This is a genomic window from Variovorax sp. V93, assembly GCF_041154485.1.
GTDB lineage: Bacteria > Pseudomonadota > Gammaproteobacteria > Burkholderiales > Burkholderiaceae_C > Variovorax > Variovorax beijingensis_A.
Genome location: NZ_AP028669.1, coordinates 297,472 through 319,807 on the forward strand (window position 1 = coordinate 297,472; position 22,336 = coordinate 319,807).

At 68.8% G+C, this 22,336-nt stretch carries 17 protein-coding genes; 6 read left to right on the plus strand and 11 right to left on the minus strand.

Annotation, left to right across the window (positions count from 1 at the left end; translation table 11 throughout):
• Positions 1 to 13 precede the first annotated feature (13 nt).
• The 3 genes from ACAM54_RS01315 to ACAM54_RS01325 all read right to left on the minus strand — a co-directional run bounded on the left by ACAM54_RS01315 (position 14) and on the right by ACAM54_RS01325 (position 4,549).
• Positions 14 to 2,383: a CHASE2 domain-containing protein gene (locus ACAM54_RS01315; protein WP_369649563.1), complete on the minus strand. Its 2,370-nt coding sequence runs from the start codon at positions 2,381 to 2,383 to the stop codon at positions 14 to 16.
• A gap of 14 nt (positions 2,384 to 2,397) precedes the next feature.
• A complete protein-coding gene (locus ACAM54_RS01320) occupies positions 2,398 to 3,717 on the minus strand; it encodes a FecR domain-containing protein (RefSeq protein WP_369649564.1) in 1,320 nt (439 codons plus the stop codon).
• A 94-nt stretch (positions 3,718 to 3,811) separates the two neighbouring features.
• The gene (locus ACAM54_RS01325; RefSeq protein WP_369649565.1) at positions 3,812 to 4,549 is read right to left on the minus strand and encodes a response regulator transcription factor; all 738 of its coding nucleotides are present in this window, start codon (positions 4,547 to 4,549) and stop codon (positions 3,812 to 3,814) included.
• Between the two features lie 307 nt (positions 4,550 to 4,856).
• Between ACAM54_RS01325 and ACAM54_RS01330 the strand changes: the two genes are divergently transcribed.
• From ACAM54_RS01330 to ACAM54_RS01340, 3 genes are read left to right on the plus strand one after another with little or no spacing between them, the layout of a single operon-like run.
• On the plus strand, positions 4,857 to 9,956 hold the full coding sequence (locus ACAM54_RS01330) for an ESPR-type extended signal peptide-containing protein (RefSeq protein ID WP_369649566.1): 5,100 nt from the start codon (positions 4,857 to 4,859) through the stop codon (positions 9,954 to 9,956).
• Between the two features lie 25 nt (positions 9,957 to 9,981).
• Positions 9,982 to 10,842 carry an OmpA family protein gene (locus tag ACAM54_RS01335; RefSeq protein ID WP_369649567.1) on the plus strand — a complete coding sequence of 287 codons (861 nt, stop codon included), beginning with the start codon at positions 9,982 to 9,984 and terminating at the stop codon, positions 10,840 to 10,842.
• A gap of 3 nt (positions 10,843 to 10,845) precedes the next feature.
• Positions 10,846 to 11,298: a hypothetical protein gene (locus tag ACAM54_RS01340; RefSeq protein WP_369649568.1), complete on the plus strand. Its 453-nt coding sequence runs from the start codon at positions 10,846 to 10,848 to the stop codon at positions 11,296 to 11,298.
• Between the two features lie 4 nt (positions 11,299 to 11,302).
• Here ACAM54_RS01340 and ACAM54_RS01345 read toward each other — a convergent pair whose 3' ends face one another.
• The 3 genes from ACAM54_RS01345 to lplT all read right to left on the minus strand — a co-directional run bounded on the left by ACAM54_RS01345 (position 11,303) and on the right by lplT (position 14,137).
• Positions 11,303 to 11,794, minus strand: a complete 492-nt coding sequence (locus ACAM54_RS01345; RefSeq protein WP_145742943.1) for a glutathione peroxidase — start codon at positions 11,792 to 11,794, stop codon at positions 11,303 to 11,305.
• A gap of 13 nt (positions 11,795 to 11,807) precedes the next feature.
• A complete protein-coding gene (locus ACAM54_RS01350; RefSeq protein WP_145742942.1) occupies positions 11,808 to 12,698 on the minus strand; it encodes a DMT family transporter in 891 nt (296 codons plus the stop codon).
• Between the two features lie 134 nt (positions 12,699 to 12,832).
• Positions 12,833 to 14,137 carry a lysophospholipid transporter LplT gene (gene lplT / locus ACAM54_RS01355; RefSeq protein ID WP_369649569.1) on the minus strand — a complete coding sequence of 435 codons (1,305 nt, stop codon included), beginning with the start codon at positions 14,135 to 14,137 and terminating at the stop codon, positions 12,833 to 12,835.
• A gap of 173 nt (positions 14,138 to 14,310) precedes the next feature.
• Between lplT and alr the strand changes: the two genes are divergently transcribed.
• From alr to ACAM54_RS01370, 3 genes are all read left to right on the plus strand, one after another.
• Entirely contained in the window at positions 14,311 to 15,411 is a 1,101-nt protein-coding gene (alr, locus tag ACAM54_RS01360) for an alanine racemase (protein ID WP_307697724.1), read from the plus strand.
• Complete coding sequence (locus tag ACAM54_RS01365) at positions 15,408 to 16,142, plus strand: hypothetical protein (protein WP_369649570.1); 735 nt, start codon at positions 15,408 to 15,410, stop codon at positions 16,140 to 16,142. Before alr ends, ACAM54_RS01365 begins: the two co-directional genes overlap by 4 nt.
• 117 nt (positions 16,143 to 16,259) lie before the next feature.
• The gene (locus ACAM54_RS01370) at positions 16,260 to 16,793 is read left to right on the plus strand and encodes a DUF4329 domain-containing protein (protein ID WP_369649571.1); all 534 of its coding nucleotides are present in this window, start codon (positions 16,260 to 16,262) and stop codon (positions 16,791 to 16,793) included.
• 27 nt (positions 16,794 to 16,820) lie between these two features.
• Here the strand turns inward: ACAM54_RS01370 and ACAM54_RS01375 are convergent, their stop codons facing one another.
• The 5 genes from ACAM54_RS01375 to hpaI form a co-directional block, all read right to left on the minus strand.
• Positions 16,821 to 17,798 carry a 2-dehydropantoate 2-reductase gene (locus ACAM54_RS01375; protein WP_369649572.1) on the minus strand — a complete coding sequence of 326 codons (978 nt, stop codon included), beginning with the start codon at positions 17,796 to 17,798 and terminating at the stop codon, positions 16,821 to 16,823.
• 1 nt (position 17,799) lies between these two features.
• Positions 17,800 to 18,597: a class II aldolase/adducin family protein gene (locus tag ACAM54_RS01380; protein ID WP_369649573.1), complete on the minus strand. Its 798-nt coding sequence runs from the start codon at positions 18,595 to 18,597 to the stop codon at positions 17,800 to 17,802.
• Between the two features lie 138 nt (positions 18,598 to 18,735).
• On the minus strand, positions 18,736 to 19,725 hold the full coding sequence (locus tag ACAM54_RS01385; RefSeq protein ID WP_192323376.1) for a Bug family tripartite tricarboxylate transporter substrate binding protein: 990 nt from the start codon (positions 19,723 to 19,725) through the stop codon (positions 18,736 to 18,738).
• Positions 19,726 to 19,760: 35 nt separating this feature from the next.
• The gene (gene ilvD / locus ACAM54_RS01390; RefSeq protein ID WP_369649574.1) at positions 19,761 to 21,491 is read right to left on the minus strand and encodes a dihydroxy-acid dehydratase; all 1,731 of its coding nucleotides are present in this window, start codon (positions 21,489 to 21,491) and stop codon (positions 19,761 to 19,763) included.
• 14 nt (positions 21,492 to 21,505) lie between these two features.
• On the minus strand, positions 21,506 to 22,327 hold the full coding sequence (hpaI, locus tag ACAM54_RS01395) for a 4-hydroxy-2-oxoheptanedioate aldolase (protein ID WP_369649575.1): 822 nt from the start codon (positions 22,325 to 22,327) through the stop codon (positions 21,506 to 21,508).
• Positions 22,328 to 22,336: the final 9 nt, after the last annotated feature.

Here is a 22,336-nt window from a genome sequence, read left to right on the forward strand (position 1 = left end):
GCTTCCGGTGCGCTCAGGGCGCGCCGCAGCGCAGCGGCAAGCTCAGCCAGAACGTGGTGCCCACGCCCGGTGCGCTCTGCGCCTCGATGCGCCCGCCGTGCTGCTGCACGACCGCGCGCACCACTGAAAACCCAAGGCCCATGCCGCGTGCGGCGGGCATCGGAGCAGGCGCGGCGGCAGCCTGATCTTCCTTGTGCATGGCAAGGCGCTGGCCGCGCGGCGTGGTCAGCAGGGCCTGCAGTTGCGAAGGCGTCATGCCCGAGCCTTCGTCGCTGACGGTGATGCGAACAACGCCTCCGCCGGGGCTCTGGAGATCGGGCATGGCCTCCATGCGCAGGCTCACGCAGCTACCCTGGCTGCTGTGGCGGATGGCGTTGTTCAGCAGGTTCACGATGGCGCGCGTCAGCAGCGCGCCGTCGGCCCGGATCGTTGTTTCATCGGTTTCGTCGAGCCCTGTCTCCACGCGCACGCCGTGGGTCCGGGCGTAGGGCCACACCTGATCCCGCGCGTCGAGCAGCACCGTGCCGACATGCGTTTCCGCAAAGCGGTAGTCGTTCGACCCGGCCTCGGTGTAGTCCATGAAACCCTCGGCCAGCGCGAGCGTGCGTTCCGCTTCCCGGCGGATCGCCCGCAGCAGATCCGCCGGCGGCGGCGCTGTGTCCGTCTCGGCGCCATGCATCGACAACAGGCTGAGGATGGTGACCTGCGGGCTGCGCAGGTCGTGGGACAGAAAACGCCGCCATTCATCGCGCTGGCGCTGGGCTTCGCGCTCGGCTGTGAGTTCGGGCAGTGCCACCACCCAGCCCCGCTCGTCACGCGCCGCGGCGCCGAAGGGCGCGGCCTCGAACTGGAACACGCGTGCCTCGGCGGTCTGGTATTCGCCGCGCAGGCGCTCGGTCCAGTGGGGGTGTTCTGCCGCCATCGCTGCATCGGCTTGCACCGTGGTCGCTAGGGTCGCGAGCAACCTGGGCAGCGACACATCCCTGAGTGCCGCCGTCTCGCCGTCGCGCGAAGGCAGCGCACCGGCGCGCAACAGGCGAAAGGCCGCAGCGTTGCTCGATCCGATGCGCCCGTCTTCGTCGCAGATCAGCATCGCGACGGGCACGGTGTGCATGGCTTCGTCCATCAGCTTCTGCATGCGCTGGACACGGGCAATGGCCCGGTCCAGGGCCTGCTTGGGTTGCTGCGCGGAATCGGCCGCTGCAGGCGCGAGGGCCGGAAGCATCTCGAAGGCGCCGGCCGGAAGCATGTCCAGCGCCTGGGCGCGCTCGCGCAGAAAGGCGAACTGAGACTCCAGCCGCCGCCAGCTCCATAGAAGGTAGAGGATGGCGAGACCCAAGATGGGGGCCGCCGGGGGCAGCCACCAGTGCCGGGCGAGCATGGCGGCGATGCTGAGCAGCAGGCAGGTCGCGGCCAGGCTGAAGGCGACCGGCAAAGCGTGGTGCGCCATGCGGATCAGCAGCCACAGCGCGATCCAGATCGGCACCACCGTCCATGCCGCATAGGCGAGTGGCGGCATCACGCTGATGTTGCGCGCATGAAGCAGGTTGTCGATCGCATTGGCGTGCACCTCGACGCCGGACAGAACGCCCCGGACGCCCGCATGGGGTGCCAGCGTCTGGTCGCCGAGGCCCGGGGCCGTGGCGCCGATGAGCAGCAGCTTGCCCTGCAGCAGCTCACCGGGCACTTCCCCACGCAGTGCGCTCACATACGGCACCGTGCGGTAGCTGCCGCGCGGGCCGGCGAACAGCAGGCGCAGCGGGTCCTCGCGCAGCCAGGTGCCGGACGGTGCCGCTGGGGGCGGCTGCGACGGGACGCGGCCCGTCATGAGCGCCCCCACATAGGGCTGCAGATGCCCGGCGTATCCCTCGCGCAGGTACAGCGTGCGCGCCACCCCGTCAGAATCCGGCGTCAGGCCCGCATGGCCGACGCCCCTGGCGCGTTCGGCGAATACCGCGAGCGGCGGCAGGAAGCCCGGCCAGTACTCGTTCGTCGACGCCAACGGCGGGGCATGCAGCAGCGGCAGGTAGACCGGCAGCTTGCCCATGGCTTGCGCCAGCCGCTCGTCATCCCGCGGGTTGATGCTGGGCTCGGTCAGGAAAAGATCCAGCAGCACCGCGCGCGGTGCATGGGGCGCCAGCCGCTCCAGCAGCCGGGCGTGGATTTCTCTGGACCAAGGCCAGCGGCCGAGTTCGCCCAGGCTGCGTTCGTCGATCGCGATGATCATGATGTCGGGCGTCGCGGTATGCGATGCAAGGCGCAGCATCCGGTCATGGATCGAGGCATCGATCTGCGTCACGATGGGGCGCTGCGCCAGTCCCAGCATGGCAATGGGTAACAGCAGCGCCATCAACAGCCGTTCGATGACGAGCCGCGTGCGCATTGCGAAGGCCCGGCTCAACGCGCGGGAATGTCGAAGCTTCCGCCGAAGCCCTGCCGGGGGCTCGCGGGTTCAGTGCTGCCCGGCTGCTGCTCGCGCACGCGCCAGTGGTAGCGGCCGCCGACCGCGAAGGGGCCCACCGTCATGCCCGTGGCGTAGACAGCCGGCTCGCTGAGCAGCAGCAGCGAGAAGTCGGCGCTGCGCGAAAGCTCGAAGGCGTAGCGCCGACCGGAAACCCCGGGCCACCGGATCTCGACGCGGCCGTCGGCCATGGGCGTGGCCGTTCCTGCGCTGCTGCCCTGTCCACTTGCACTGGATGGCGGCAGGTAGACCGTGCTGTCGCCCGGCAATCCCTCGAGCTGTGCGGCATCGAAGGCGGTGAGGCGAAGCTGGTAGAAGCCGGGCTCGATTTCGGCCGGCACGGTGAATGCAGGGCCGGCACCGCGCTGCTCGTGCACCGGCAGCAGGACGCGCTCGTCGCGCGCGAGCTGCAACCGGTAGCCCTTGGCGTTCGCGACCGGCACGAGTTCGAGCGTCCGGTCGCCGCTTCGGGGCCCGGTGGCAGGCACGAGCTGGGGTGCCGTCAGCAGGGGGCGCGCCTCGGCGCTGCCGTCTTCCAGCAGGACGGCGCCGTGGCCCGCGCGCAGTACGAGGGCAGGAGCTGCGGGCCGCTGCGGGTCTTTTTGTCCTGCCACGGCGCTCTTGCCGACCGTCACTTCGCCTTCGATGACCTCGCTGGCCAGCAAGCCGCCTTCGTCGCGCACGCGGAAATGGGTGCCGCGCACGCCCAGGCCCAGCGAACGTGCGCGGATCTCGAACTGCTGGCTGGGCCGCTGCTTCTGGACTTGCGACTCCACGCGGCCTTCGATGAGCCGCAGCCTGACCGTCGCGGCATCGATCGCCAGCACTTCGAGCGCGCTGCGAGAGGGCAGCACGACGCGGCTGCCGCCGGGCAGGCCCAGGGTGACGAAGGCCTCGCTGCCGGTGGTGAGGATGTCGCCCGGCTGGATCGGCATGCCGGGGGAGAGCGCCTGTTCGCCCCCGCTGCCGCCGCGGCGGCGCGAGGCCGCTCCTTCGACTGCCGTCACCACGGCGGCGCCCTCGGGCACGATGCGGCCGTCCGCGAAATACAGCACCGTGCCGGGTTGCAGCAGGCGAGGCTCGCCGACCTGGTTGCGCTGCTGCACCTCGGGCCAGCGCTGCGGTGCCTGCAGGCGCTGCCCCGTGATGCCCCAGAGTGTTTCGCCGGGCTGCACCACGTGCGGCGTCGGCTGCGACTGTGCGGACACCGCGAATGCAATGAACCACACGCATGCCACCAGCTGCCTGCACTGCATCGCTCGAGAATCTCCCCTCGTTCCGTGATCGCTCTTTGTCATGTCGGAATCGTTCTGGTTGGCGGGAGCATAGTCGTTGCCCCCTGCGGCACCATCAGGGTTCCTCCTGCCGGGTGGCTTCGAGACGATAGCCGCGTCCATAGACCGTGCGCAGGCTCAGCCCGCGCGCCGCCTCCAGCCCGAGCTTGCTGCGCAAGCGGTAGATGTGGCTGTCCAGCGTGCGCGACGGCAGCTCTTCGCTGCTGTAGCCGGCGCTTTCCAGAAGATGGGCGCGCGACACCACGCCGCCCATGTGCTGGAACAAGACCAGCGCCAGCTTGAACTCGCGGTCGGTGAGCGCATGCCGCTCGGGCGGCGCGCTGTCCGGCGGAAGCGGATGGATCAGCACGCTCTGCGTGAGCCTGTCGAACTCCCATCGGCCGAAGAGCTCCTGTTCCGATTGCGCCACCGGCGAGCGCCTGGCCATCAGGCGCTGCACGCGCGCACGCAACTCCAGCGGGCGGAACGGCTTGACGATGTAGTCGTCGGCACCGAAGTTCAGCGCCTGCACCACGTCCTGCTCCGAGGTGCGGGAACTGAGCATGAGCACGGGCACCAGGTCGCGCTGCCAGGTGCGCAGCCATTTCAGCAACTCGAGCCCTTCCAGCCCCGGCACGTTCCAGTCGAGCACCAGCAGGTCGAAGCTTTCCCGCCGCAGCACCTGCTGCAGCGCGGCGCCGTCGGTGAAGGCCGTGCACGCCACCGTCGTCTCTCCCACCGTGAACAGCTGTTCCATCGTCCGCACGAGGTGGGACAGCTGGTCGGGGTCGTCTTCGAGGATGGCGATGCGCATGGGGTCCGTTCGTCTGGCGGCGGGATTCTGACAGCGAATCGAAGGACCAAATCTGACGATTTCACGCAAACCGCCGCCGTTACTCGAAGGATGCGAACAGTAGTAAAAAAATTCACAAACCGACACGAAAAGTGTCGGCAATTCTGACGAAACCTCGTGGCGCGTCCGCGCCGCGGAACCCCTCTCGACATCATCCGCGCCCTGTGCAGTGCCGGCCGGCGCTGCGAATTCCGCAAAAGCCACAGTCTCCCGTGCCCGGTCATGGACGAGGTTGTGCATGCAACCTGATTGATCGAGGAAGACTGAAATGAACAAGACCTACCGGTCTGTATGGAACGAGGCGCTGGGTGCCTGGGTGGCGGCATCCGAAGTGACCAGGGCGCGCGGCAAGCGCGCCGGCGGCAAGGTGATGGCCGGCATTCTGCTGGCGGCGGGTGTGCAGGGAGCCGCCTGGGCCGACGTCAAGATCGACAACGCCTCGGGGGCGGTGTGCAGCGCGGTGGGCACGCCTGCTGCAGGGGGAGGCGCATGGACTTGCCAGGTCCCCAATGGCAGCGGCAGCTTTGCCACGATTTCGGGTATCGCGACCAACCCGACGACGGGAGGACCTGATCTGGCCAGCCTTGCAAGCACAGTTTCCGCGAACGTCGGCACCAATGCCATTGTCTGGGGAAACACCGCCACCAAGGCGCTTGGCATCGACAGCATTGCCATCGGTACTTCGGCGCAGGCCCTGGGCGGGAGCAGCGTCGCCATCGGCACCTTCGCCCGCGCCGGCGATGCCGCCTCTGTCGCAATTGGCCAGGGTGCAACCGCATCGGGCCTTGGCACCACGGCCATAGGTCCCAGCGCCGGCACGGGCGCGACCGCGAGCAACAGCGTTTTCATTGGCCCCAACGCCGGCGCGAACTCGTCTGGCAACAGCAACTCATACATTGGCACAGGTACCGGCTACCAGGCGAACGGCGACGTCAACAGTGCGTTCGGCCCTCTTGCTGGGAGCGTGGTCACAGGCAGCGCCAACGCTGCCTTTGGATATGGCGCAGGCGAATTCGTCAAAGGCGATGCCAACATCGCGTTCGGCGCCGCGTCGGGATTTCAGGTAGAGGGAAGTCAGAACACGGCCATCGGGAGCCTCGCCGGGCTCGCGACCAAGGGCAGCAACAACTATGCTTCCGGCAGCTTTGCCGGCATCGGCACCGAGGGGAACAACAACGTCGCCATCGGCACGTCTGCGGGAACGGGGTTCTCCGTCGATCCCGTGACAGGCGATGTCCTGGACCGCAACGGCAATGTCGTGGCGTCCGCCCCTTCGATCGTGCGGAACGAGACCGTGGCAATCGGCAACAAGGCCATTGCCGACGCGGATCGAGCCATTGCCGTGGGAACGGGTTCGTTGGCGAGTGGGGTCGGTTCGATGGCTGCGGGCGTGCAGGCGAGAACGACGGCGGCAACGACTTGGGGAATGGCCATCGGCAACAACGCCGTTGCGGACGGCGACCGGGCGGCGGCCATGGGCGCCAATTCGCTGGCGCAGGGGCCGAGCACGACAGCCGTCGGCCAGAACGCTACGGCGAGCGCAGCCAACGCAACGGCTGTCGGCGTCGCAGCGACCGCGAGCGCGGAGCGCGCGACAGCGATCGGGCCCAGCGCCGCGGCCCTTGGCGTGGGAACCACCAGCGTCGGCAATTTCGCGGGGCTCGGCAACACGGGCGCTGGCAACTCCTTCCTGGGCCTCAACGCCGGACGGGAGTCTTCCGGCGACAGCAGCACCTACATCGGCAACGGTGCCGGCTGGCAGACCAAGGGCTACTCGAACGCATCGATGGGCACGACCAGCGGCGCTTATTCCACCGCCGACTACATGGCCGCCGTAGGTTCGGGCGCATTGCAGAACAGCACGGGCAGCTACAACTCCGCACTGGGTGCCAATGCGGGTTTCGGCGCCGGTGGAAGCGGCAATGTGGCCCTTGGTGCTTTTGCAGGCCAGAACAACGGCAATGTGAACAACACGATTGCCATCGGCAGGCAATCCACGGCCACGGCCGGCAGCGCCATTGCGATGGGGAACCAGGCCCGCGCTTCGGGCCTTTATTCGATCGCGCTCGGCGCGGTTGACAACCAGGTGGGCAATACCGTGACCACCGCGACGGGCGATCGCGCGATCGCCATCGGCGCGGGCGCGCAGGCGGTGGGGGCCTCGTCCATCTCCATCGGCACGCGCAATGTGGTCAACGGTGCCAACAGCGGCGCCATCGGCGACCCGAGCGTCATCGACGGCGCCAACAGCTACAGCGTGGGCAACAACAACACGCTGGGTGCAGGCGCCACCAACACCTTCGTGCTGGGCAACGGCGTCAATATCCAGGTCGCGAACGCCACGGCGCTGGGCAACGCGACGAGCGTGACGGTGGCCGATGGCGTGGCACTGGGCAGCGGCTCGGTGGCCAGCGTGGACAAGGGCGTGGCGGGCTACGTACCGACAGGCGCCAGCGCCGGGCAGGCTGCCGCCATCGGTGCGACCACCGGAACGCTGGGCGCAGTGAGCGTGGGCGGCAATGGGCAATACCGCCAGATCACCAACGTGGCGGCCGGTGCGGCCGACAGCGATGCGGTCAACGTGAGCCAGCTCAAGGCGGTGTCCAGCGCGGCAGCGGCGGGCGCGGTGCACTACTACAGCGTCAACGACGGGGGCACGCAGCAGGGCAACTACAGCAACAGCGGCGCCACCGGACTGAACAGCCTGGCGGCAGGCGTGAATGCAACGGCGCAGGCCGCCAATTCGGTTTCCATGGGCAACGGCGCGAGCGTGGGAGCTATCGCCACCGGCGGCATCGCCATCGGCACGGGCGCGTCGGTGTCGGGAACCGTTTCCACGGGCGCGACCACGCCTTCGACGTTCTACTCGTCGATCGCCATCGGCAACAACGCGAAGTCGCATGACGCGCAGGAAGTGGTCATCGGCACCGATGCAGGTTTGAACGCCACCATGCTGGCGCAGCCGGGCTACCTGTCCGACAGCGTGATGGTCGGGGCGCAGGCGGGCGCCAACTCGAAGTACCAGTATGCGACCTTCATCGGCCAGGAGGCCGGCCGCAGCACCAACGGCTACCACAACACCGCCGTCGGCCAGAACGCCATGCGCTTCATGGATGGCAGCGCCAACACGGCGCTGGGCAGCAATGCGCTGGCATCGGCCAATGCTTCGGGTCTCAGCCCGGCGTCGGGGTCCAGCAATACGGGCATCGGTTCCGGGGCCGGGGTCAGCCTGCAAGGCAGCGGAAATGCCTACCTGGGCGCATCAGCGGGGGCGGGCACGATCGGCAGCAACAATGTAGCCAGCGGCAACAGCGCCGGGGCTTCCGTCGAAGGCAGCGGCAACGTCGCGAGCGGCTACGTCGCAGGCAACAACGTGACCGGCAACAACAATGTTGCGAGCGGCTACCTGACCGGCCTCAGTGTGACCGGAAACAACAACGTGGCCAGCGGTTACCTGGCGGGTGGGGGCATCATCGCCAATGACACCGTGGCCATCGGTTCGCAAGCGCGGGCCTCGCAGGATCGCGCCATCGCCATCGGCACCGGCGCGCGCGCGACGGGCGTTCAGTCGATCAGCATCGGAACATGGAGCACGGTCACAGGCGAGAACAGCGGCGCCATCGGCGATCCCAACACGGTGTCAGGCTCCGGCTCGTACGTGCTGGGCAACAACAACAGCGTCACCGCCGACAACGCTTTCGTGCTCGGCAACAACGTCACGGTGAGCAACGCCAACAACGTGGTGCTCGGCAACGACAGCGCCGACAAGGCGGCCGTGCAGGTCAGCAGCGCGACCGTGCCGGGCGTGATCGCCACGCTCAATCCGGACGGCTCTGTCAGCTATGCGCCGGGGCCGTCCATCACCTACGGCAACTTTGCCGGCACCGCCGCGGGCGTGGTGAGCGTGGGCGCCCCCGGCGCCGAGCGGCAGATCGTCAACGTGGCGCCGGGCGAGATCAGCAGCACCAGCACGGACGCCATCAACGGCAGCCAGCTGTACGCGGTGGCCAGCACCGTCAATGCGCTGGGCGGCAGCCTCACCACCATCGTCAACAACGCGCAGACGCACTACTACAGCGTGAACGACGGCGGCACCAGGCAGGGCAACTACGACAACAGCGGCGCCAGCGCGGCCAACAGCATTGCTGTCGGCGCGGGGGCGAGCGTCGGCTCCGGCGCGGTCAATTCGCTGGCCGTGGGCACCAATGCCAGTGCCACCAGCGCCAACAGCGTGGCCGTGGGACCGAATGCCACCGTCAGCACCGACAACAGCGTGGCGCTCGGCGCGGGCTCGACCACCGCCGCGGCCACGCCCACGGCCAGCACCACGATCCAGGGACAGACCTACGACTTCGCCGGCACCGCGCCGGTGGGCGTGGTCAGCGTGGGCGCGCCGGGGGCCGAGCGCCAGGTCCAGAACGTGGCCGCGGGCCAGATCAGCGCCACCAGCACCGACGCGATCAACGGCAGCCAGCTGTACGCAACCAACCAGGCGATCAACAACATCCAGACGGGCAGCGGCGGCATCAGGTATTTCCACGCCAACTCGCAGGCGGCGGACTCGCAGGCAGCGGGCGCGGAGAGCGTGGCCATCGGGCCACAGGCCGTCGCGCTGGGCAACAGCGCCTTTGCGGGCGGCAGCGGCGCGCAGGCGAACGGCGCAAGCAGCATCGCGCTGGGCGCGAATGCCATCGCCGCCACCAGCAGCGGCGTGGCCCTTGGCAGCGGCGCATCGGCCGACCGCGCCGGCATGAACGGCCAGCGCGAGATGTTCTCGAACGTCTCGGTGCTGTCCGCGCAGGGCGCGGTGTCGGTGGGATCGGCGGGCAACGAGCGCCAGATCACCAACGTCGCGGGCGGCACGCAGGCCACCGATGCGGTGAACGTGCGCCAGCTGCAGGCGGTGCAGGCCGGCAGCGTGCGCTACGACACGAACGCGGACGGCAGCGTCAACTACAACAACGTGACGATGGGCAACGGCAGCGCCACCGGTCCGGTGGCAGTGCACAACGTGGCGCCGGGCGTGGCGCCCACCGATGCCGTCAACGTGCAGCAACTGCACCAGTCCAGCGCGGCCAATACCGCGTACACCGATGCGCGCGTCAACGCCCTCGGCAGCGACATCCGCGCCGTCGCCCGCAACGCCTATGCCGGCACGGCCGCGGCCATGGCCGTGCAGATGCCCGGCAGCTACGTGCCCGGCAAGACCGTGATGCGCCTGGGCTACGGCGTCTTCAAGGGCGAGAGCGCGGTGGGCGTGAGCTTCCGCCGCACCTCGGAGAACAACGCATGGAGCCTGACCGGCGGCATCGGCATGAGCCGCGCGGGGGCGGCCGCCACGGTCGGTGCCGAGTGGGTCTTCAATTGAGCGAGAGAGAGAGATGAAAAAAATCATGATTCGAACGAGCGGTGGGGCCGCGCTGGCAGCGGCGATGCTGGTGCTCCAGGGCTGTGCCTCGCCGGGCGTCGCCATCGACAAGGACGCGCAGGCGCGCGTCGCATCGGAACGGCCGGAGGCGCCCAGGCCCGAGGACTTTCCGGACCTTGGCGGCGCCAGGTGGAAGCAGGGCGCCTTTCCCGGCACCGATGCGTTCGCCCGCATGCGCACCGGCATGGGCAAGGACCAGGTGCGCGAACTGCTGGGCTGGCCGCACTTCAGCGAGGGGCTGTGGGGCGTGCGCGAGTGGAACTACATCTTCCACTTCCGCACGGGCAAGAGCGCCGACTATGTGACCTGCCAGTACATGGTGCGCTTCAGCAGCGATGGCGTGTCCACGGGCGGCTGGTGGAAGAACCCCGATTGCGCCCTGCTTGCGCAGCCGCCGGCGGCCACGCCGATTCCGGCCAGCACCAGGCTGGCGCCGCCGCAGAAGGTCACGCTGAATGCCGACGGCCTGTTCCGCTTCGACGGCGCTTCGCTGTCGGACCTTCTCCCCGATGGACAGGTGCGCATCGAGCGGCTGGCCGCCGAGCTGCGGGGCAACTTCAGGTCGCTGCACTACATCGTGGTGACGGGGCATACCGACCGGCTCGGCGGCGATGCCTACAACGAGGCCCTGTCGCTCGCCCGCGCCAACACCGTGCGCGATCTGCTGGTGAAGCAGGGCATCGACGGCAAGCTGATCCGCGCCGCGGGCATGGGCAAGCGCCAGCCGGTGGTCAGCGATTGCGAGGGCACGCGCAGTTCGCCGGCCCTGCTGCGCTGCCTGCAGCCGAACCGCCGGGTCGAGATCGACGTCGCCGGGGAGCAGTAGCCTGTGAACGCATCATGGATCCACAGGGAGTATCGGATTGCCCTGGTGGATTCGGATGCGCTGCAGCGCATCTGCACCTCCAATTCGCTGTCGGTCCTGGGCGCGGACAACGCGCCCTTCGGCCGGATGTCCGAACTGGTCGCGGCGATCCGCGCGGGGCATCAGTTCGACGCCGTCATCGTCGGAATCCATGCGGACGCCGCGAAGACGATCTCCGAGCTGGCCGACGTGGAGGATGCCGCGGGCCGGCCGCTTCCAGTGCTGTATGTCGCCCATCACACCGAGCTGCAGATCGTGCATCGGCTGCCTGCGCAGGTGCTGGCGCAGGAGTCGTTCCGCCTGCTGCCTTCGCCGGTCGACGAGGATGCGCTGATCGAGTGGCTGAACGCGCTGGACCGGCGCGATGGCCGGGATGGCCGGCACGCAGGCATCGGGTTCCTGCGCGTCGGGCCTTGATGAATCAGCCCGCCGCCAGCGCCGCCTCGATGTCGCGCGCGATTGACGCGGGCGTGTCCAGCGGTGCATAGCGCTTGAGTACCCGCCCGTCGCGGCCGACCAGGAACTTGGTGAAGTTCCACTTGATGGCCGTGCTGCCCAGGAGGCCCGGCTTTTCCTTGGTGAGCCATTGGTAGAGCGGCGCGGCGTTGCTGCCGTTGACGTCGATCTTTTCCATCATCGGAAAACTCACGCCGTAGTTGGTGGTGCAGAACGCGCCGATCTCCTCGTTGGTGCCCGGGTCCTGCGAGCCGAACTGGTTCGACGGAAAGCCCAGCACCACGAGCCCCTGGCTGGCGTACTTTTCGTACAGCTCCTCGAGCCCTGCGAACTGCGGCGTGAAGCCGCACTGGCTGGCCGTGTTGACGATCAGCAGCACCTTGTCCCGGAAGTCCGAGAGCTTCACGTTCTTGCCGTCGATCCGCTTGGCTTCGAAGTCGTAGATGCTGGTGGTCATGGCGCTGCCTCGGTCAGGTGGGGGACGAAAGCCGATCATCGCCCCGCGCCGGCGTTCGCGCAAACGCCGACCACACGGCGGCCAGCACGATCAGCGCGCCGCCCGCCAGGATGCGCGGATCCATCTGGGCCGCGCCCAGCGCCACGGAAGAGACGCTGGCAAAAAGCACCTCCGACAGCATGATCACCGCCGTGGCGCTGGCCGCCAGCCGCGCCGCGCCGTACTGCAGGCAGACGTTGGCCACCACGAAGCCGGTGCCCAGCAAGGCCGCCCACCCGATCCAGCCCGGCTCCGCGGCAAGCGGGGAGCCGAAGGCGCCGAGCAGGGTGCCGGCCGCCGCCGCGATGGCCGCCACCGTTGCGCATCCGCAGAACATGGCCAGCGCGCGCGATTCGCCGGGCGCGTCGCGCAGGTGGCGCAGCACGATGTTGGTCACGGCAAAGCTGAAGCCGGCCGCCAGGCCCAGCCAATCCGGCAGGCTCGAGGGCACCGGCCATTCGACGCCGGGCGTCTTGAGCACCACGGCCACGCCGGTCAGCGCCAGCGCCACGCGCGCGAGCGCGCCGCCGGTGGGCCGCTCGCCCAGCACGGCCCAGCCCAGCAGCACGCTCCACAGCGGCATCAGGTAGAACAGCAGCACCACGCGCACCACGTCGCCCTGCGTCACCGCCCAGTTGAAGCCCAGGTTGGTGAAGCCCGCCGCCAGGCCCAGCAGCACCAGCATCGGATACGCCGCGAAGCCGCGCCAGGCATGCCGGCGAAAGAAGCCCATCACCGCGGAAATGGCCACGTAGATGATGCAGGTGGTCCAGACGGGATGCAGCCCGTGGCTTTCGATGTGCCGGAACGGGAACCACGAAACGCCCCACACAAAGGCGTTGAAAATCAATGCAAGAGCAGGCATAGGTTGTTGCTCGCCCCCAAGCTGCGCGCACTTCGTGTCGCTACGCCAACCCCCTACCGGGGGCAACACCAGCGGCCCGGCAAAGCCGGTTCCGCGGTATTCCTGGTGAAAGCAAAAGGTCGCAGCAGCGGGGGCTAGTGGTGTTTATCGCTGCGGGCGATGGCGAGCAGGTGCTCGACTTCCTCGGGGTACTTGCGCAGGTTGTGATGATGCCAGCGCTGGATGAACCACATGCAGCCCGCCACCACGCCGCCGAAGGCGCCGATGGCCGCGAAGGCCGACAGGCCCAGGCCGGTGCAGGCGCTGTAGAAGCCGCCGAGCAGCAGGATGCAGGCCTGTTCGTTGAAATTCTGGACCGCAATCGAGCGGCCGGCGCCCATCAGGTTGTGGCCGCGGTGCTGCAGCAGCGCGTTCATCGGCACCACCAGGAAGCCGCCCAGCCCGCCCAGCAGGATCAGAAAGGGCACCGCAATCCAGACGTTGCCGATCAGGTTCATGCTGATGACCAGCAGCCCCATGCCGATGCCCATGGGAATCACGCGCGTGGCCATGTCCAGCCGCATGCGCATCGACGCGACGATGGCGCCCACCGCCATGCCGATGGTGACCACGCCGGTGAGCGCCGTGGCCTGCGTGGTGTTGTAGTCGAGCGCAAGCGCGGCCCAGGCCAGCACGATGTACTTGAGGTTGGCGCCCGCGCCCCAGAACAGCGTGGTGGTGGCCAGCGAGATCTGGCCGAGCTTGTCGCGCCACAGGCGTGCGTTGCAGTGCCAGAAGTCGGGCAGCAGCGAGAACATGTTGCGCGCCAGGCCATGCGCCGGATTGGCGCGCAGCGGCCGCATCTCGACGCCGGTGTGCGGAATGCGCGTGTTGAACCAGGCCGCCAGCATGTAGACGAAGATCAGCACCGAGATGGCCGCCTCGGCCGGTGAATCGACCCCCGTGTTGATCAAAGGCATGTCGAACGACAGCAGCCGGCTGGAGACCGCATGCCCCACCAGCGAGCCGCCGAGCACGATGCCCAGCAGGATCGAGGCGATCGTGAGCCCTTCGATCCAGCCGTTGGCTTTTACCAACTGCGAAGCGGGCAGCAGCTCGGTCAGGATGCCGTACTTGGCCGGCGAATAGGCCGCCGCGCCCAGCCCCACGATCGAATACGACAGCAGCGGATGCGAGCCGAACAGCATCATCAGGCAGCCGATCACCTTGATGGCGTTGCTGATGAACATCACCCGCCCCTTGGGCAAGGCGTCGGCGAAGGCGCCCACCAGCGGTGCCAGCACCACGTAGAAGACGGCAAAGATCGGCACCAGCGCCGCGCGCTGCCATTCGGCCGCGCCCGTGCTTCGCATGAGCTCGACCGCCACGACAAAGATCGCGTTGTCGGCCAGCGACGAAAAGAACTGGGCCGACATGATCGTGTAGAAACCGCGCTTCATCGATGGGCTGGCTGGCCAGGAAGGTGCTGGCAGTAGTGAGAAAGTGTCGCGTCTTTTGGGCGAATGGGCGGTTATAGCATGGGGGTACGACAGCGAAATCAGCGTTCCCATCCTGGACGGCCTGGTCCGGGAAGATGCTAAAACCCCATCTGTTCACCATTCGACGCCCCCCAATGCCGCGCCCCATTCTCGCCACTGTCCACACCGCCGCACTTCGCCACAACCTCGACCGGGCACGGCGTGCCGCGGTCGATGCCCGCGTCTGGGCCGTGGTCAAGGCCAATGCCTATGGCCACGGCATCGAGCGGGTCTATGAAGGCCTGCGCGGCGCCGACGGCTTTGCGCTGCTCGACCTGGCCGAGGCCGAGCGCGTGCGCGCCCTCGGCTGGCGCGGCCCGGTGCTGCTGCTCGAGGGCGTGTTCGAGGCGCGCGACCTGGAACTGTGCTCGCGGCTCGACCTGTGGCACACGGTGCACTGCGACGAGCAGATCGACATGCTCGCGGCCCACAAGACGCTCAAGCCGCAGCGCGTGTTCCTCAAGATGAATTCCGGCATGAACCGCCTGGGCTTCGCGCCCGAGCGCTTCGGTTCGGCCTGGACGCGGCTGAACGCGCTGCCGCAGGTCGACGAGATCTCGCTGATGACGCATTTCAGCGACGCCGACGGCGCGCGCGGCATCGCGCACCAGCTGGAGGTGTTCGAGCGCGTCACGCACGACCTGCCGGGCGAGCGCTCCATCGCCAACAGCGCCGCCACCTTGCGCCATGCCCGGCAGACCCGCGGCGACTGGGTGCGCCCCGGCATCGTGCTGTATGGCAGCGCGCCCGATTTTCCCGAGCACGACGCGGCGCACTGGCAGCTGCAGCCCACCATGACGCTCTCGACCAAACTGATCGGGATTCAGTCGCTGAAGGCCGGCGACACCATCGGCTACGGCTCCAACTTCACGGCCGACGGGCCGCTGACCATCGGCGTGGCCGCGGTCGGCTATGCCGACGGCTATCCGCGCCATTGCAACACCGGCACGCCGGTGCTGGTGAACGGCGTTCGCACCCGCATGGTGGGCCGCGTGAGCATGGACATGATCACCGTCGACCTCACGCCCGTGCCCGAGGCGAAGTTCGGCACCGAGGTCACGCTGTGGGGCCGCTCGGCCGTGAGCGGCGCGGTGCTGCCCATCGACGAGGTCGCGCAGGCCGCCGGCACCGTCGGCTACGAGCTCATGTGCGCGGTGGCGCCGCGCGTGCCCTTCGCCCCGGCCGACGACGAATGAAGGTGCTCTCCAACTGGCGCTCGGTGCGCCTGTGGGAGACGCAGCTCGAGCGCGACCTGCACCGCAACTACAGCCTGCGCACGCATGGCATCCTGATCGGCAGCTTCACGCTGCTGCTGATGTGGGGCGTGTCGGCGCTGCAGATGCATGTGTTCGGCGTGCAGTCGCTGGCGGTGCGCTATTTCCTCACGCTGGGCGTGGGATATCTCGGCTACCTGGGGGTGCTGCGCTGGTGGGCCCGGCGGCTGGTCGAGAACCGCGCCGGCTTCAACCTCGATGCGGGTGACGTCGTCGATGCGGGCGATCTGGCGTTCGATGCGGGCGGCAGCCCGGCCGGCGGCACCGGCGGCAGCGCGCTGTCCGATGCAGCCAGCGGCGCGCTCGAGGTGGCGGGCGCCGCGGACGAAGGCGCCGTCATCGTGGTGCCGGTGGTCGCCATCTTCCTGATCTGCACGGCCATCGTGCTCGGCGCCGGTTCGCTGGTGCTGCTCTACTTCAGCTGGGACGCGCTGCTGGCCGTGGCCGTCGAGGTGGCGTTCTCGTACGTGTCGGCGCGCGCCGCGGTGCGCGTGGCGCGCGAAGGCTGGCTGATGGCGGCCGTGCGGCTGACGTGGAAGCCGCTGCTGGGGGCGGTCTTTTGTGCGGTGGTCCTCGGCGCTGCGCTCGACCATTTCATGCCCCAGGTCAATTCGCTGCCCGAGGCGGTGCGGGTCCTGCTGAAGAAGCACTGAGCTTCTTCCGGCGGCTGCATTGTGGGTGGCCGCGATGCCTGCCTGCGCCTGACCGGTCGATCGTCATACGCAGTCCGTCGGATGGTCTGGCGCCCGCAGAGCCACCACACTCGCGGCATGGCCGAACCACTTCCCGCACCCGCATTCCCTCTCGAGTACGAGCTTTTCAACACCGTCACCGAGGCGGCGCGCGCGGCACTGGAGTCCGTGCTGATCGAGTCGATCGAACGCCGCAAGGAGTTCGGCGCCATGATCTGCCAGCAGGGCAACCAGTTCTTCGCGATGCCGCCGCGCGAGGGCGACACCAACACGGTCGACGTCGGCCACCGCCTCGGCAACGGAGGCTGCCCCGAGGGCACGACGGCGGTGGCTTATTACCACACGCATCCGGCCTACAAGGGCGCAGGCTTCAACATGGAGCCCGACCGCTTCTCGCCCGAGGACCGCGGCGTCGCGAACGACATGCAGATCGACGCCTACGTGGGCAGTGTCTCGGGCCTGTTCCTGCGCTACGACCACCGCCTGCGCAAGATCATGGTGGCCGGACCGCGCCTGCGCAACGCCCGCGACCTGCCGCAGCCGGTTCCGGTGAAGAAGCCCGCGCCGAAGACGCTGCGGCGACGCATCATCCCGGCGCCGCGGCTGCTTTGAAGCGCGTGCGCCGGCGCCCCGCGGCGCTCAATACAGCCCGAGCTGCCGCATCTTCAGCCGCGCCAGCCCCAGCAGCGCATCGGTGAACGGCGTGGCCACCGCCGTCAGCTCGCCGAGCTCGCGCACCACGGTGACCAGCGCATCGAGCTCTACCGAGCGTCCGGCTTCCACGTCCTGCAGCATCGAGGTCTTGAACGCGCCGAGCTTCATCGTCACCGCATGCCGGTCTTCGGGGCTCTGCGTGATCTCGATGCCGATGCGCCGGCCGATCTCCTTGGCCTCGAGCATCACGGCCGAGATGAAGCCGCGCACGTAGTCGTCGCCCATGATCAGGTCGGTGGTGACGCCCGTGAGCGCGCTGATCGGGTTCACCGTCATGTTGCCCCAGAGCTTGAACCACACGTCCTTCTGGATCTGCGGCGACAGCGTGGCGTCCAGGCCCGCGCGCTGCAGCAGCGCGACCAGCTTCTGCACGCGCGGCGTGGCTTCGCCCGAAGGCTCGCCCACGATCAGCCCGTTGCCGAAGTGATGCCGCACCACGCCGGGCCCGTCGAGCGAACAGCTCGCGTGCACCACGCAGCCGATCACGTTGCGCGAGGGAATGGCCCTTGCGATTGCGCCGTCGGGGTCCACGGCCGCCAGGCGGTGGCCGGTGATGGCGCCGCCGAAGCCGCCTTCGAGGAACCACCACGGCACGCCGTTCATCGCCACCAGCACCAGGGTGTCGGGCCCGATCAGCGGGCCGATGCGTTCGGCCACGCCGGCCAGCGCCGGCGCCTTCACGGCGATGACCACGAGGTCCTGCGTGCCGAGCGCTTCGGGGTCGGCCACTGCGTTGACCGGCACGCGCGTGCGCACGTCGCCGCGCATCAGCGAAAGGCCGCCTTGCTGCAGTGCCTCGAGCGTGGCGCCGCGCGCCACCACGTTGAGCCGCTCGCCGGCCTGCGCCAGGCTGGCGCCGATCCATCCGCCGATCGCGCCGGCGCCGTAGATGCAGATCTTCATGTCAGTTCTTGTAGCTGGCGTCGATGCGGTCGACCTGGCGCACCAGCGCGTCGAACACGTCCTGCCCCGCGCCATGCTCGGGGCTGAACTGCAGCGCATCGCGCGTGCAGCACTGCGCGATCTCCTCGCTCACCGGAATGGCCGCGCCCATCGAGAAGGTGGCCATCTGGATCTCGCAGGCGCGCTGCAGGGTCCAGAGGATCGCGAAGGTCTGCGGCAGCGTCTGCCCCCAGGCCAGCAGGCCGTGGTTGCGCAGGATCACGGCGTTGCGGTCGCCGATGCTCCTGAGCAGGCGCGGGCCCTCGTCGGCGTGGATGGTGATGCCCTCGAAGTCGTGGTAGGCCACCATGCCGTGCAGCTGCGCGGTATAGAAATTGGTCTGCTGCAGGCCGCCCTGCAGGCAGGCCACAGCCACGCCGGCCGTGGTGTGCGTGTGCATCACGCAATGCGCACCGGGCAGGCCGTCGTGGATGGCGGCGTGCACCGTGAAGCCGGCCGGGTTCACCGGATGCGTCGAGCCGTCGAGCACCTTGCCGTGCAGGTCGATCTTCACCAGGTTGCTGGCCGTGACCTCGCTGTAGTGTAGGCCGAAGGGGTTGATGAGGAACTGCTTCTCGCCACCCGTCACGCTGTCGGGCAGCCGAAGGGTGATGTGGTTGTAGATCATTTCCGTCCACCCAAGCATCGCAAAGATGCGGTAGCAGGCCGCGAGCTGCTCGCGCGCGGCGCGCTCGTCGGGATGGATCGAGGGATGGACCGGCGCCGACGGCGGCACGCGGGTGGCGAGTGTGGTGTTCATTGCAGTTCCTTTCAGATGACGCTTGTCTTGTCCCCGAGCTCTTTGCGGGGAACACCGCGGAACCGGCTTTGCCGGGCCGCCGGTGTTGCCCCCTTGAGGGGGAGGCGGCTACACGCAGTGAGCCGCTTCGGGGGTGGGCTAGCCCTCCGCGGTGAAGCCGACCTCTTTCACGATCGGCGCCCACTTGGCGGTGTCTTTCTTGAGCAGATCGGTCAGCTCGGCGGGCGTGGAGGACATGGCTTCCAGGCCGAAGGTGCCGAGGCCGTCGATCACGTCCTTCTGCGCCAGCGCGTTCTTCATCGAGGTGTTGAGCTTTGCGACCAGCTCCGGCGAGGCCTTGGCGGGCAGGAAGAAGGCGAACCATTCGCTGTGCGCCATGTCCTGGATGCCCTGTTCGCCGAAGGTCGGCACCTCGGGCGCGAAGCGGCTGCGCTTGGCGCCCGAGACGCCCAGGATGCGCACCTTGCCCGAGGCCAGGTGCTGCGTGATGTCGCCGATCGGGCCCGAGACGGCCGAGATGTTGCTGCCCAGCAGGTCCAGCATGGCCGGCTGCGTGCCGCGGTAGGCCGCGTGCTTGAGCTCGACGCCGCCCTTCTTGCCCAAGAGCGCGCCGATGAAGTGCGGCGTGGAGCCCGCGGCCGGCGAGCCGAAGTTGGCGCCGGCCGGGTTGGCCTTGGCCCAGGCCAGGAACTCGGGCACCGTCTTCACGCTGGCGGGCACCGCGGGGCCGACTGCAAAGCCGAAGTCGAAGATGCAGGCGATGCTGACCGGCGTGAGGTCGACCATCGGGTCGTACGGCAGCTTCTTGTAGATGTGCGGGTAGATCGTGAGGATGGAGGTGGGCGTCTGCAGGATGGTGGCGCCGTCGGCGGGCCGGCCCTTCACGTAGCTCACGGCGATCTGGCCGCCCGCACCGGTGCGGTTTTCGACCACGGCGGCCTTGGCGTAGTCGGGGCTGAGCTTCTGCGCGATGCGCCGGCAGGTGGTGTCCGAGGTGCCGCCGGCCGCAAAGCCGGTGACGATGGTGGCGGTCTCGAGCGAGGCCTGCGCGAAGGCGCGCTGGCCCAGGCTGGCGAGCAGCGCCGAGGCGCCGGTGGTCTGCAGCAGCTGGCGGCGGGTGAAGGTCATGGTCTGTCTCCGGGGTGTTGTGGGTTGCGTTTCACTCAAGACTCGTCGCGCAGCCAGGTGACTGCGCCCGAATGGGTCACGGCGCCCTGGTGAGCGGGCCGCACGGTGAGCGCGTATTTTTCCAGCAAGCCGCGGTGCGGGACCCCCGCGTTTACCTGACGTCGGGAGAGCCGCAGTGCAATCTCTTCCGCCGCCAGTTCCACCGAAATGGTGCGCGCTTCGGCCCGCGCGTCGATGGCGATCATGTCGCCGTCCTGCAGCGCCGCAATCGGCCCGCCGTCGGCCGCTTCGGGCCCCGCATAGCCGATGCACAGGCCGCGCGTGGCGCCGGAGAAGCGCCCGTCGGTCAAAAGCGCCACCTTGTCGCCCATGCCCTGGCCGTAGAGCAGCGCGGTGATGCCCAGCATCTCGCGCATGCCGGGACTGCCCTTGGGGCCTTCGTTGCGGATCACGATCACGTCGCCGGGCTGGTAGCGGCGGTTCTGCACGGCGGCCTGCGCTTCTTCTTCCGAGTTGAAGACGCGCGCGGGGCCGCGGTGCACCAGCGTCTGGAGGCCCGCGGTCTTGAGCAGCGCGCCGTCGGGACAGAGGTTGCCCTTGAGCACGGCCAGGCCGCCGTCGCGCGTGATCGGATCTCCTGGCGCGCGCACCACGCGGCCGTCGGGCGCGGCGGCATCGGCCAGTTCCTCGGCCAGCGTGCGGCCGGTGAAGGTGAGCGCATCGCCATGCACGAAGCCCTGCGCCATCAGCGTGCGAAGGATGACGCCCGCGCCGCCGATGTAGAACACGTCGCGTGCCAGGTACTGCCCGCCGGGGCGCAGGTCGGCGATGAGCGGCGTGCGCGCGAAGACCTCGGCCACGTCGTCGAGGTGGAACTTGATGCCGGCCTCGTGCGCGATGGCCGGCAGGTGCAGCGCGGCGTTGGTCGAGCCCCCGGTGGCCGACACCACGGCGCAGGCGTTCTCGAGCGCCTTGCGCGTGACGATGTCGCGCGGCAGCGGGCTGTCTCCCAGCACCGCCTTCATGAGGTTCTTCGCGGCGCGGCGCATCAGCGGTGCGCGTTCGCTGAACACCGCCGGCACCATGCTCGAGCCGATGGGCGCGAGGCCCAGCGCTTCCGACACCATGCCCATGGTGTTGGCCGTGAACTGGCCCGCGCAGGCGCCGGCCGTGGGCAGGCAGGCGCGGCTCATGGCGTCGAGCTCGCCGTGTGTGGCGGTGCCGGCCAGCACCTTGCCGATGGTTTCGTAGGTATCGACCACATTGAGGTCGCGGCCGTCCGGGCCCGGCATCTGCCCCGGCAGCGCCGAGCCGCCATGCACGAACACGCTCGGCACGTTGCAGCGCACCATGCCCATCATCAGGCCCGGCAGGTTCTTGTCGCAGGCGCCGATGGCGAAGATGCCGTCCCACTGGTGGCCGCGCGTCGAGGCCTCGACGCTGTCGGCAATCAGCTCGCGCGAGATCAGCGAGAAGCGCATGCCCGAATGCGCCATGGTGAGCCCGTCGCTCACCGACACCACCGGGCATTCGTGCGGCGTGCCGCCGCCGGCGTAGATGCCGGTCTTGGCGTGCTGCGCCTGTTCGCGCAGGTTGAGGTTGCACGGGCTCATCTCGCCGCCGGTGTGGAACACGCCGATGTGCGGGCGCTCGATGTCCTCGTCGTCCTGGCCGAGTGCATGCAGGAAGCTGCGCGTGGTCGCGCGGATCGTGCCTTCGCGGATGGTGGCGGAGCGGAATCGCTTGGGATCGGTCGGGGAGGTCATGGCGCGAAGGAGCGTCAGTAGCCGCTGGGCGTTACGGCGCTCGCGGCGCTCTTGTACCGGGACGACAGCTGCCTGGCCGCCGCCGTGAGCAGGATGGTGTCCACGCCCACCGCCACGAACTGCGCGCCGGCGGCCAGCCACTTGCGCGCCTGCTCCTCGGTGGTCGACAGGATGCCCGGCGCCTTGCCGGCCTTGCGGATGCGCGCAATGGCGTCGGCGATCATGGCCTGCACCTCGGGATGGTTGGGCTGGCCGACGAAGCCCATCGAGGCCGACAGGTCGGCCGGCCCGATGAACACGCCGTCCACGCCCGGCGTGGCCGCGATGGCGTCGAGGTTCTTCATGGCTTCCACTGTCTCGGCCTGCACCAACAGGCAGGTTTGCGCGTTGGCCTCGTGCAGGTAGCGCGGATAGGCCTGCCAGCGCGAGGCGCGCGCCAGGGCGCTGCCCATGCCGCGGATGCCTTCGGGCGGATAGCGCATCCCTTGCACCATGCGCGCCGCCTGCTCGGCGGTGTCGACCATCGGCACCAGGATGGTCTGCGCGCCGATGTCCAGGAACTGCTTGAGCAGCGTGACGTCGCCCACCGGCACCCGCACCACGGGATGCGAGCGTTCCGAATCGGGCTGCGCCGACCAGGCGCTCGAGATGCCCTGCAGCTGCGCGAGCACCGAGCGCACGTCGTTGGGCGCGTGCTCGCCGTCGACCAGCAGCCAGTCGAAGCCGGTGCCGGCCAGGATCTCGGCCGCATAGCCGTCGGCCAGGCCGACCCAGAGGCCGATCTTCTGTTCGCCGGCCTGCATGGCCTGCTTGAAGGTGTTCAGGGGTGTTTGCATGGTGTGTCT